8 protein-coding genes are annotated in these 12,084 nt (G+C 48.6%); 7 read left to right on the forward strand and 1 reads right to left on the reverse strand.

Translation table 11 applies throughout. The features are described 5' to 3' along the window. Positions 1-85: 85 nt before the first annotated feature. A complete protein-coding gene (locus tag ACR9YC_RS02400) occupies positions 86-826 on the forward strand; it encodes a FadR/GntR family transcriptional regulator (RefSeq protein ID WP_438729349.1) in 741 nt (246 codons plus the stop codon). A 130-nt stretch (positions 827-956) separates the two neighbouring features. Here the strand turns inward: ACR9YC_RS02400 and ACR9YC_RS02405 are convergent, their stop codons facing one another. After that, a complete protein-coding gene (locus ACR9YC_RS02405; protein WP_438729351.1) occupies positions 957-2,027 on the reverse strand; it encodes a polysaccharide lyase family 7 protein in 1,071 nt (356 codons plus the stop codon). 265 nt (positions 2,028-2,292) lie between these two features. Between ACR9YC_RS02405 and ACR9YC_RS02410 the strand changes: the two genes are divergently transcribed. The 6 genes from ACR9YC_RS02410 to rplK all read left to right on the forward strand — a co-directional run bounded on the left by ACR9YC_RS02410 (position 2,293) and on the right by rplK (position 12,083). Continuing rightward, positions 2,293-5,286 (forward strand): autotransporter domain-containing protein, encoded by a 2,994-nt coding sequence (locus tag ACR9YC_RS02410; protein ID WP_438729353.1) that lies wholly within the window; start codon positions 2,293-2,295, stop codon positions 5,284-5,286. Positions 5,287-5,416: 130 nt separating this feature from the next. Further along, positions 5,417-6,937 (forward strand): polysaccharide lyase family 7 protein, encoded by a 1,521-nt coding sequence (locus tag ACR9YC_RS02415; RefSeq protein ID WP_438729356.1) that lies wholly within the window; start codon positions 5,417-5,419, stop codon positions 6,935-6,937. Positions 6,938-7,199: 262 nt separating this feature from the next. Continuing rightward, positions 7,200-10,493: an FG-GAP-like repeat-containing protein gene (locus tag ACR9YC_RS02420; protein WP_438729358.1), complete on the forward strand. Its 3,294-nt coding sequence runs from the start codon at positions 7,200-7,202 to the stop codon at positions 10,491-10,493. A gap of 153 nt (positions 10,494-10,646) precedes the next feature. Continuing rightward, positions 10,647-10,844 (forward strand): preprotein translocase subunit SecE, encoded by a 198-nt coding sequence (secE, locus tag ACR9YC_RS02425; RefSeq protein WP_438729361.1) that lies wholly within the window; start codon positions 10,647-10,649, stop codon positions 10,842-10,844. A 67-nt stretch (positions 10,845-10,911) separates the two neighbouring features. Further along, the gene (nusG, locus tag ACR9YC_RS02430) at positions 10,912-11,448 is read left to right on the forward strand and encodes a transcription termination/antitermination protein NusG (RefSeq protein ID WP_438729364.1); all 537 of its coding nucleotides are present in this window, start codon (positions 10,912-10,914) and stop codon (positions 11,446-11,448) included. A gap of 206 nt (positions 11,449-11,654) precedes the next feature. Next, the gene (gene rplK, locus ACR9YC_RS02435; RefSeq protein ID WP_438729366.1) at positions 11,655-12,083 is read left to right on the forward strand and encodes a 50S ribosomal protein L11; all 429 of its coding nucleotides are present in this window, start codon (positions 11,655-11,657) and stop codon (positions 12,081-12,083) included. The last annotated feature ends 1 nt before the right edge of the window (position 12,084 follow it).

A 12,084-nucleotide genomic window follows, 5' to 3' on the forward strand; every position in this document is an offset into this window, starting at 1 on the left:
TCACTTGCGGATAATTTTGACCTAATAGTGGAATGTACATTATAAAACACAGATGAAAGCCTTGGGAAAGAAGCGAGATAAGTCGATGAGTAAAAAGCGGTTATTCCATAATGTAGCTGATCAGATCGCTGAGCTTATTGACCAAGGTGTGTTTCCTCCCGGCACGAATCTGCCCGGAGAACGTGATCTTGCTGAACGGTTTGAGGTCAGTCGTGTTACGGTCCGTGAAGCAGAAATTGCTTTACAAGCTATCGGGCGCATCGAAATAAAAAGCGGTTCCGGCGTTTATGTTTGCGGGGAGCAACCGCAGAACCCAGGCAAACTCCCGCAGGTTAGTGCTTTTGAAGTGACAGAGGCACGTTCTCTTATCGAAGCGGAAAATGCGGCTCTGGCTGCCAAAGTTATTTCTGATGAAAATCTAAAAAAACTGGACGACTTAATGGACGCTATGGCGAGCAGCGATAATGCTGTGTCGCTCGCGGCTGATAAAGAATTTCACGCTACAATTGCACGCTCATCGGGAAATGGTGCGATGGTCTACGCTATTGAGGCTTTATGGCGCATGCGCGAAGAAGTGCCAGAGGTACGCTATAGCTATGAAGCAATATGTGATGACGATGCAGAGGCACGGGCTAAAGAACATCTTGATATTCTTAATGCCTTAAAGGCGCGTAATCCCGCCGCTGCACGGCGTGCAATGAGAGAGCATTTCCTGCGTTTAATTGGTTCCATGTTGGATGTATCGGAACAAGAAGCATTGCGTGAAGTGCAGCAGCGTGCGATAGAAAGCCGCGAAAGATTCCTAGGTATTGCCCAAGCAATATAGTAATCGATAGAGGCGCACATATATGCCTTTGGAGCACAAAATATTCTGTGCTCTTGCTGCCAAATGAAAACGACTTGACTGCAAAGGCGACCAGATCGCCATTACAATATGTAAGATATGATTTATAGCGTCATTTCTTTGTTTCTGGCGGTGTGGATTTGCTTAATTTCAGCCGCGTAAACGTTGCCTGTGCATAATTCCCATCGGCTTTGTCCTTTTCCCAGTCACCAGTTCCGGGGCATCCCGCATACCATTGTGATTTGCCTTTTCTGGTGCTGCACTGGTTGTACACGCCAGCTTTGAAATAGAGTGAATCCCCGCCATATGAATAGGGATTGTCTTTTGAGTCTGCTGCCCTGACCAAACTTAGACTCTGTTCGATGGTTCCCAAGCGGTCATTATGGAATGTCAGATACATGGTATTGCGGTGAACATTGATTGTGTAACTAAACTCTTCGCCCAGCGCGATGCCCTTTTCACCGGGGTCTTCTTTGCCATCCCAATCAAAACCGAAAACGGGTATCGCAAGATCCTCGCGGTCTGGATTGTCCTTTGCCAGATTGCGCTCATAGGTCCAGAAAACGGAACCGGTCTTATGTCCCGGAAATTTTTTATAATAAATTTTGATCGGTTCATTGCCAAAACCGAAACCACTTCGGGTGCTTTTATATTTCAAGGCATGAATCTGGCCTACTACTGCCGAATATGACGGCCTTTTTGATGGGTCACCTGCATTGATGGAAACGTGATCGACTTTCAGCGTGGCTTCCATCTTGCCGCCAATGGCGCCAAATTTATTAGACCCTTTGCGCGCCTCAACAGCAAAATTGTTACCCGGGTCATGGGTGCCTATTCTGGTGTTTGCGCCGCGGAGCATCTGTCGCAATTCGCTCCGTGTATTGGTTGTGTTGGCGGTTGTCGGCGCGCTGTTTGGCGCGGCGAAAACCATATACCCATTTTCATCAAGATAGAAAAAATCTGGGTGAGAGTAATTCTGGATTGATTTGACGCTAATCTCGTCAACCTTGCCATCACCATTCTCATCAGCAGGCAGTGTGATTTTCCAATAGCTCAGATCAAATTTCTGGCCAGGCGCGACGGGCTTGCCTTCATCCGCTGACACTGTTGCAGATGCAGCCACAAGAAGAACTGCACCAATTGAGTGCTTCGCTGCACTGATGATAGTGTGTGGTTTTACCATATTATCACTCTCCATATTCGGCATATTTCCATACCAATTTCGTATTTCCATTATTACGAAATCGGAACATATTCTTTGTCCATAATATGACGTTAAACATGAACCATTTCTGATTTTAGTAACACAGAAATGCAATCACATCTAATATCTGGTCACTATTTTCGGACTAGCAATTATCATTTGCAATGATATACCAAATAAGCATACCAAAAGAATATACCAAATTTCAAGTATGCCAGAATTATGCGATGGAGAGGACGTTATAATGACCGATATTTCAGTTTCTAAGCTTTACATTAATGGGGGCAGGAAAAAGCGGGTTGGGAAACCGCTTTTGATGACATCTGCTGCGACAATTATGTTTGCGCACATGGCTTCGCCTGCATCGGCCCAAATGGTTATCGAAATTGTCGATGATACGCCGATTGAAAATCCGGGCGGCAACACAGTGAATGTGGCTGAAGGTGTTACGCAGACGGTCAATGATGGTGATAATATTGAGCTTGAAGACGACACCAATGATGACACGATCATTAACGTTGCTGGCACATTGATCAACAACGACACTTCTGATGAAGACGTTGTGATCTTTGTCGACAACTCTGAAGATGATATTGTTATCAATATCGCTGCAACAGGCGCCCTAGAAGGCGTTAATGGCGTTATATTCTATGAAGGTGATGGTGCAATCATCACCAATGAAGGCACTATTCGCGGGACAGGCGATGCCACAGAAGGTGTTATCTATTTTGACCGTGATTCTGATGGCACAGTTAACTCGATCACAAATTCGGGTTTGATAACTGGTATTGGTGGTGCGACAATTGGCGTGGACACGCTGCTCGGCGATGATCCTTCCTCCGATACCGTTGGTGATGAGGCAGGCATTGCCCGTTTCACATTGGTCAACAGCGGAACGATTTCCAACACCGGCACAGAAAACTCAGATAGTGACGCTATCAATTTCAATGGCGATCCCGGCACAACCGGCGGTGAAGCACGTGGTTGTTTAGAGGCTGATGGCACGAGAGTCTTGTGCCAAGTTGAAGTCAACATTACCAATAGCGGTGTCATTTCTGCCGCGCGTGATAACAGCTCTAACGCAGCTATCCGCGTTGAGCAGGATGCTGTTATTAGCGGCACTATTACGAATGAAGCTGGCGGAGAGATTACCGGCGCCAGTAATGCCATTAACATTAATGGTGCCCATGCTCAGCATAATCTTACTATTAACAATGCCGGCACAATAACCGGTACGTCTGGTGCTGGTGTCGTGATTAGCGGCGCAGGCGTAACACTGAACAACCTTGCTGGCGGGGTGATTACTGGCGGTGATGCCGGTGTTCTGGTCGAAGGTTCGACAATCACTATTGATATCGGCCCATCGAATTTGAACGATGTCGAAGTTGCTGCGGTCAATAATGTATTCACCAATGCCGGCACGATCAGTGGCACACGCGCTTCAGTTGATTTTACTGATGCCGGTGAAGCCATTACATTTGATCAGCAAGGCGGTTCCTTGATCGGTGACTTCCTCGGCACTTCCGGTGATGTGGTGGATACGTTGAATTTCACGACCGGTGTTTCAACGCTCAGTGGCAATGTGTTGCAAAGTGTTGATGTGAATGTTGCGTCTGGGGCTACGTTGGACGTTGATGGTGCCTTGATGATTGATGGTAATCTGGTTTCAGACGGCACCATTGATTTCTTGCTTGGCACTGATTCGCTAGACGTACTCGGCAATGTTACTCTTAATATGGGTAGTATTATTAGTGTATCAGACCTCAACGGTTTGGTAACCGCAGCTGGGCAGCGTTTTACGCTGATAACGACTGGCGGCACACTGACCAATAATGCAGGATTGTCATTCACCGCAGTAGACGACAGCTTCTTGCTTGATTTTGTCGTGGTTGATGAAACCCCGAACAATGTGGTGATTGAAGCGCAATTGGCCACGGCTACACCTCCACCACCGCCGCCACCGCCACCGCCACCTCCGCCGCCTCCACCGCCACCACCTCCGCCGCCACCTCCGCCGCCTCCACCACCTCCGCCGCCTCCACCTCCGCCGCCACCAGCTGGCTCATTATTCACGTCTACCGATGCGAATGTTGATGCTTTTGGTGATGCGATTGTAACTGGCTTTGGCGCTGGCGACTTTGATGGTCAGACCTTTGCACTTTTGGGCGCTCTGAACGAAGAGGGCTTCACCAACGCAGCAGAGAGCTTGCTGCCTGACTTGTCGAACAATGCTCCGGTTCAGGTGTTTGAAGCGGTCAGCAATGTCGGCGATATTATTAATCGCAGAATTGGCAACGCTTCGCGGCGCAGTGGTTCGGCATTTAATTTTGATGCGGGAACGCAGCTTGCTTCAGCTGCCGATGACGTGGTTCGTCCGGCAAACGCTGCGGACGGCTATTATAACGTCCAAACCGGTTTCTGGATTAACGGCACATATCGTGTGGCGGATCAGGATAACACCAACAATACCGGCGGCCCATCAAATGGCTATGAATCCGATATTCTATCGGTAGCCTCGGGCTTTGATTTTGCAGTGAGCGACAGCACCTTGTTGGGTGTATCCGTGGCTTACTCCAATATTGATACTGATCTTGATCGTGCATCAGGAGGCGAGTCAGAACTGGATGCTTATCACTTTAGCGTCTACGCCGCACATCGTGCAGGCCCGGTCTTCCTGTCTGGTCAGGCAGGTTATACCACGTCAGATATTGAGGCGATAAGGCTTACCAATTTGGGAGCGGGCACTATCCGCAGTGATTTTGATGTTGATGGTTTTAGCGCACAGCTTAATGCCAGCTATGACATTAGTTTGGGTGGGAATGGCTATTTCGCGCCGCTTGTTGGTTTAAACTATAGCCGCTTCAGCACCGATGATTATGTTGAAGACGGTGGCCTTGATCTGCTGATTGACGTTGAATCGACTGATTTTGTCGAAGCGCGTGGCGGGTTCTTGCTCGGCTATGAGGCGGAGACTGATAATGGTTCGTTTATCAACCTGTTTGGTAAAGTCGCCTATGTCGTCAACTTAAGCGATAATGCAACCAATGTGACCGCGCGTTTCGGCACACAGACTGTTGTCTTGCAAGGCATTGAAACCAATGATGAGCGCGTTGAATTGGGCGCTGGTGTGAATTTCTTCGGCGACAATAACCTGACATTTGGCGCATCGATCGATGGAGAAGTTTCCTCCGATTATTCGTCAATCGGTGGCACATTCCGCGTGAAGTTCGCCTTTTGATTTTTAAGGTGGGCGGGCATCTCATGTCCGCCCGCCAATACCAAAACACTGTAAGACGATCCGCACTGCTTAGCTAAGCAGACCGGCATTTCTGTATAAGAATTTAGAACACAATTTGGGGGATGCGCTTATGTCAGGTATGAAATCTCGATATATTCTATACGCATCATTAAGCTGCGTCATTGCTCCGCTTTCCGCGTGCGGCGGTGGTGACTCCAGTTCAACGCCTATCATTAGTGTAACACCGCCGACAACGGCGACTACGCCGCCTCCACCACCACCACCTCCTCCTCCTCCTCCTTCACCGCCACCCGCTCCTACATGTACTGGGTTGGAAGTATTGAACATAACCAGTGCAACAGCCAATCAGGCCGGAAACGCCGGTTTCGGAATTGAAAATGCGATCGATGATGATTTGTCCGCGGCGTCCCGTTGGGAAACAGACAGCCTTCCCGCAGCATTGACGCTTGACCTTGGCGAGCAGGTGTCGGTGCGCGATATTGGTATCGCCTGGCATTTGGGGGACCAGCGCGTAATTGATTTCTCAATTGAAGTATCATCAGATGGCTCTGACTTTGATATGCTTGAAGCCAATCTCAGTTCATCTGGCGAGACACTCAGTTTTGAACGTTATGACGTGACGGACACGCCGGCACAATTTGTACGAATTACGGCAACCGGCACTTCCGATAATAATCCCTTCGGAGTGGTTGAGGCAGAAATATTCGGTTGCTCGCTTGTTTCCCCTTCAACGCCAGTAACGTCGATTGATTTTGACACCAGTATTTTCGGGCTCGACCCAAATGTTACGCCGGGTCAGAATTTTGAATTGATTGACTGGGCGTTAGATACACCTGAAACCGACCCTGATGATGGCCTTGCACAGCGCACACAAGAAGGGGAATTGGCCAATTTCTCTGACGCGTTTTTCTTCACGGCAGCCGATGGTGGCATGGTTTTCCGCTCGACAATTGCCGGTGCCACAACTTCTGAAAATTCGAATTTTACCCGTTCTGAACTACGCGAGATGTTGCGACGAGGAAATCGGAGCATCAGCACACGAGGCGTTAACCGCAACAATTGGTTGCTGGGCTATCAACCTGACCCAGGTGTAGTGACCGGAGGACGTGGCGGCGTGCTTACTGGAACGCTGGCTGTGAATAATGTCACCTCCACTGGTAGCGATTTTCAGGTCGGGCGCATGATTATCGGGCAGATTCATGCCGAAAATGATGAACCTATCCGGCTTTATTATCGCAAATACCCCGAAAATGACCGTGGTTTCATCTACTTCGCGCATGAGATACGCGGCGGAGACGATATATTCTTTGTCGTGGTCGGCCCGGAAAATACTGATCGTGACAGCCAACCGGATGACCGCACTGATCCGGCTAATGGCATCGCGCTCAATGAAATATTCTCTTATGAAATTATCCAAGCGGGCTCTCGCATCGATGTCATCATCAGGCGCGGCGACAGTGATGGAGAGATTATTGGTCATAATTTCGTTGATATGGCTGTTGAAGGCAGTGGTTATGACCGTGTCGATGAGTGGAACTACTTTAAGGCTGGAACCTATACGCAGAACAATACAGGCGATCCCTCTGACTTTGATATGACAACATTCTACAGGCTCGATAACAAGCATTGATGCAAAGCGCTATTGTATCTTGCTTCCTACTGCTTGGATGATGTCTTCATATCAATAGAAACCAGTTTACATCTTCGGTAAATTATGCTGATACCTTCCTCTTAAAATGGGGGTCTTATGGAATTATTTGGGCGAATGCGCATGCATAGAGTGGCGGTGTATCAGCACGTGCCATCTGTGCGTTTATGCCCAAATATAACTGTTCTTTGCAGCATTACCTCGCAACGTAACGACAACATATAATCACGGAACGGCCAATCATATGAGCAATCCGCTAACACGCAAAACTGGTTTGGATACAAGGTTACTTATCAGTGCTGTTGCGTTGATTGCACTGGCATTATTTTTCTGGACCCAATCACGTTATCCGGCACTGAATGAAAAAGCCTTGATGGGTGGCGACACTCCTTTGTCCGGGCTGTCTTTTGATATCATTTTCGATATTTTTCCTAACAGTCCGCTCTGGTGGGAATTTGTTGCCAATATTGCCAATTGGATTTTCACCAATTTGAAGGGCATGACCTTTGGTGTGCTCTTTGGTGCCGCCATGTTGACGCTGCTTTCCGTGATCAAGAAAAAGTCGTTCGAAAACGGTTTCGCTAATGCGGCCTTGGGCGCGGTTATCGGGGCGCCATTGGGTGTGTGTGTAAACTGTGCTGCGCCCATTGCGCTTGGTCTTCATATGGGGCGGATGCGGCTGGAGACGACATTGTCTGCATTGATTGCATCGCCGACACTTAATGTCATCGTTGTGACTATGAGCTTCTCGCTTCTGCCTTTTCATGTCGCCGGAACAAAGCTTTTGTTATCGCTCATCATGGTTTTGCTGGTCATTCCGCTTTTGTGCAAATTTTGGCTGAAAGAGGAAACCGCCGCCAGCGCCAATAATATGTCTGCCTTAAGCAAGGTTTCCGAACCGAAAGGCCTTACTGGCTGGATCGCCAAAGCGCTCGCTCCGCAAGAATATGAACAGCATGACGGCAATTTTTTCGGCGCTGTGACATGGTATTTACGGGTTTTTGGTCGCAACCTCTTTTATATTGCTATCATCACTGTCCCAATGATGTTTGTTGCCGCCATGCTGGGTGCAATAGTGGCCACATGGTTTGACACCAGCGCGTTGAAATATCTGCTCCCCACTATAGGCCCTGTAAAAATCATCATTGCCATGATCGCACTGGCGGCTGTGGCGACTTTTGCTCCTGCACCAATTGCATTGGATATCATCCTAACGGCTATCTTGCTCGGCATCGGGCTGAATACAAGTTATGCGACCGTAATCCTTATCTCTCTGGGGACATTTAGCATTTATGCTTTCATTATTTTGTGGCGCTCCATATCGCTCAAAACCGCTTTGTCTATCTGGGTTTTAACTATGGGTATGGCTGTCACTGGGGGTGTCATCGCCAAAATGACCCAGAAATATGAGCAGGCATATTATAAGGATCGCGCAGAGAACCATCTTATAAATGCCAATATGGTGGAGATGCCAAAAATTGCTGCTTTGCCAAGCGCGCCAGATTTTGGCCAGCTGAGTGATAAAATCGCAGCGCAAAGCTATGGTTCGAAGAGTCTCGCTGCTGACATTGCCGGCGATAAAGGCAGCAATATCACTTTAACACAAGCAGCGAAGGTTGGGGCGGATAACAGTCTTATTAAGGCCGATCCTTCGGCGGTATTTACGCGTATATCTGGTCAGAAAATCGGCTTGGAAGAGCTGGGCATGCTTCACCCCCATATGCAATTTGGCGCGAGTATGATGAATGGCGGCCTAGCATCAGGCGATGTGCATGGTGATGGCTGGGTTGATATCGTCACGCGCCGTCCGACAGGCGCGACAGGCCTGTCTTTATACACCAATATTGGCGGCCGATTTCAGCGGCAGGACATGCCTCTTGGCCCGATCATGCAATCGCGCGTTTTGGTGCCAGCACTTGTTGATCTGGACAATGATCAGCAGCTTGATTTGGTGGCGTCGACCATTGGTGATGGCATCTATATCTTTTATAATCAGGGCGGATATTTTGACGAGGAAAATAGCACGCATATAGAGGCGCATAAGTTTGATCTGGCGACTTCGCTGGCTTTTGCGGATATGGATTCGAACGGCTTTCTCGACATAATATTGGGGCGCTGGGCTGATGGTGCTGGCACTGAAGGATGGGGCAGTTTGACATCAAAAATGGCGACCAACCAGATATTATGGAATAATGGTGATCGCGCTCTGGAAAAGAGGGATATAATCGGCAGCGCTGGTCAGACGCTCACTTTGCTGGTCAGTGACTTTAACGATGATGGCCGAGCTGACTTACTCAAAGGTGATGATGTTGCAGGTACGGACCAGATTCTGTTTTTCGAAAGTGACCGTAAGATAGCGACAATCACAGCTGACTCCCAGCCATTTGATTATTTCATGCGGACCAGCATGAGCTATGATGTGGGTGACTGGAATAATGATTTGCGGCGTGACTATTATGGCGGGCAAATAGCCAATGGCAGGCAGACCGATCGCGAAGCAACCAGAGGTGACGGCCGCATATTGGAGATATGCCAGCAATTTGCGCAGGATAATGGATGGGATGTACAGCGAACGCGCACTTGTGCAATTGAACAGAAGTCCATCGACCTTATTCGTGCAAGCAAATCCTCGGCTGGTTTGGCTTCATGCAGTGCAGCACAGTTTGAGCAGCACACCACAATATGCTTTGCCTTGGAATATCACAAGCAGCTGCTCAAAGCAGTCAAAAAACGCAAGACCCCCACAGCCGAAAAAGCAAAACAGCAATGTGAACGTCATCTCGCGGTGACGCCTGAAATGCTGTATTTTTGCGATGCTTATGCGACGGAGACATTTCCTAGACTGAACCATCAAGAGCTTAAGAAAGAGCACAAGCCGTCCCTGTCGAGCAAGAACATATTGATGACAGGCACGGCAACTGGCGGATTTTCCGATGTCGCCGGAGAAACGGGTGTGTCCACTCCAGGGTGGAGTTGGAATAGCCGCTTTACCGACCTGGATCAGGATGGTTGGCAGGATTTGCTGGTTATGACGGGTATATGGCTTGCATCTAGCCAATCAACAACCAATGTCTTCTATCGCAATAATAAGGATGGTTTCACTGACCGAACCGGGGATTTCGGTTTTACTGATCTTGTACCGTCCTATAGCCATGTCAGCTTTGATTATGACCGTGATGGCGACATTGATGTAATCCGTGATGCAACTGCATCGCGCATGATTGTCCATCGTAATGACCGGCCGGCAGGCAAAGCCCTATGGGTGTATTTGCGTGATATGAAGGGCAATAGCATGGCCGTGGGAGCGACAGTGACCATCTGCATGAACGGCGTTACATCACTTCAGCCTGGCAAATGCCAGATGCGTGATATTAAGGCGAGCGGCGGTTTTCAGTCATTTGACCCCATTGCTGCGCATTTCGGTCTGGGGCAAAAGACCGTTTCCTTCATTCATGTGCGCTGGCCAGATGGTGAAATCAGCAAAATCACGCCGCAAGACGCATTGGATAGTGGTGAAATAACCATAGCGCGTCAGTGAAGCTGCTTGCAATTTTTGTATAGGAGCGCTAAGCCCCTCGCAATTCCCAGACATCGGGCATATATTCAGGTCTACGCCAGCTCTTACCGGACAGGCGAAGACGAAGAAACCTGTCCCGCTTATGGGCAAAGTAATGGATGAACGGCAAACGATATGGCAAAAATTAACCCCGGTGAATTTGTTCGTCAGGTGCGGATCGAATCCTCGAAAGTGGTCTGGCCTACGCGTCAGGAAACAATAACCACGGCGATCATGGTGTTTATCATGATGACATTACTTGCTCTGTTTTTTCTGGGTGTCGACACAGTGTTCAACTGGATTGTGGAATCCTTGCTGAGCATGACCATCTGATCAGTTTCTGATTGCGTGGCCTTTGCGCTATATTTTGAATTACAGGTTTTGAGAGAAGATTTTGGTTATGGGACGTTGGTACATAATTCACGCTTATTCAGGCTTTGAAGCTAAGGTTAAAGAATCGATTATGGCAGAGGCAGAGCGTCTTGAGCTGACTCAGCTGGTGGAAGCTGTTGAAGTGCCAACCGAAACCATTACCGAAGTGAAGCGCGGCAAAAAGGTTCAGAATGAGCGTAAGCTAATGCCTGGTTATGTTCTGGCCAAATTGACCATGACCGATGACGTATATCACTTGGTGAAAAATACCGCCAAAGTTACTGGCTTTTTGGGTGCAAGTGGCAAACCACAGCCGATTAGCGATGTTCAGGCGAACCGCATGCTCGACACTGTTGAAGATGCGGGTAGTGAAGCGCGCGTTAAAATTGATGTCGAATATGAAATCGGCGATTCAGTTAAAGTCCTCGAAGGACCATTTGCCAGCTTTAACGGCATTGTTGAGGAACTGGACTTTGACAAAGGTAAGGTCAAAGTGTCGGTCTCTATCTTTGGTCGGGCTACACCGGTTGAACTCGATTTTGAACAGGTTGAATTGTTCAAATAGGTAAAGCGGGTTATTCCGTTGCCCCTTTTAATGGGTGACGATAACAGGTTCGCCTTGCATTCTTACAATAATCCGCTAAGGCGCTCTTTCGCTGCTTTCGGGCAGCATTTCCGCGCGGGAGATAGGGGCGACTCTATCATTTGTACCGCTTAATTTGATGGGCCTTTGCGCAAGCATTGGTCCGAACAGAACGACAGGAGCATGTTATGGCCAAGAAGATTACCGGCTATATCAATCTGCAAGTGCCCGCCGGCACTGCAAACCCGTCACCGCCAATTGGCCCTGCATTGGGTCAGCGCGGTGTGAATATCATGGAATTTTGTAAAGCGTTTAACGCTGCGACTGGTGACCTTGAAAAAGGCGCGCCGATCCCGACAAAAATCACCGTTTATGCTGATCGTAGCTTCAGCTTCACCACCAAACAGCCGCCAGCAAGCTATCTGATCAAAAAGGTCGCTAAGCTGAAAAAAGGGTCGTCTGCCCCGGGTAAGGACAGTGCCGGTACGCTTTCACGTAAGCAATTGGAAGAAATTGCCGAATTGAAAATGAAAGATCTGAACGCCAACGATATGGATTCAGCGGTCAAAATTATTGCAGGCTCGGCGCGCGCCATGGGCCTCCAGGTGGAGGATTGAA

This window comes from Parasphingorhabdus sp. DH2-15 (assembly GCF_051668705.1).
GTDB lineage: Bacteria > Pseudomonadota > Alphaproteobacteria > Sphingomonadales > Sphingomonadaceae > Alterisphingorhabdus.

Bases quoted from the DNA above. Each gene is read 5' to 3' on its own strand.
- nusG (WP_438729364.1), top strand. From the start codon at position 10,912: ATGGGACGTTGGTACATAATTCACGCTTATTCAGGCTTTGAAGCTAAG.
- rplK (WP_438729366.1), top strand. From the start codon at position 11,655: ATGGCCAAGAAGATTACCGGCTATATCAATCTGCAAGTGCCCGCCGGC.
- secE (WP_438729361.1), top strand. From the start codon at position 10,647: ATGGCAAAAATTAACCCCGGTGAATTTGTTCGTCAGGTGCGGATCGAA.
- ACR9YC_RS02400 (WP_438729349.1), top strand. From the start codon at position 86: ATGAGTAAAAAGCGGTTATTCCATAATGTAGCTGATCAGATCGCTGAG.
- ACR9YC_RS02415 (WP_438729356.1), top strand. From the start codon at position 5,417: ATGTCAGGTATGAAATCTCGATATATTCTATACGCATCATTAAGCTGC.
- ACR9YC_RS02405 (WP_438729351.1), bottom strand. From the start codon at position 2,027: ATGGTAAAACCACACACTATCATCAGTGCAGCGAAGCACTCAATTGGT.
- ACR9YC_RS02420 (WP_438729358.1), top strand. From the start codon at position 7,200: ATGAGCAATCCGCTAACACGCAAAACTGGTTTGGATACAAGGTTACTT.
- ACR9YC_RS02410 (WP_438729353.1), top strand. From the start codon at position 2,293: ATGACCGATATTTCAGTTTCTAAGCTTTACATTAATGGGGGCAGGAAA.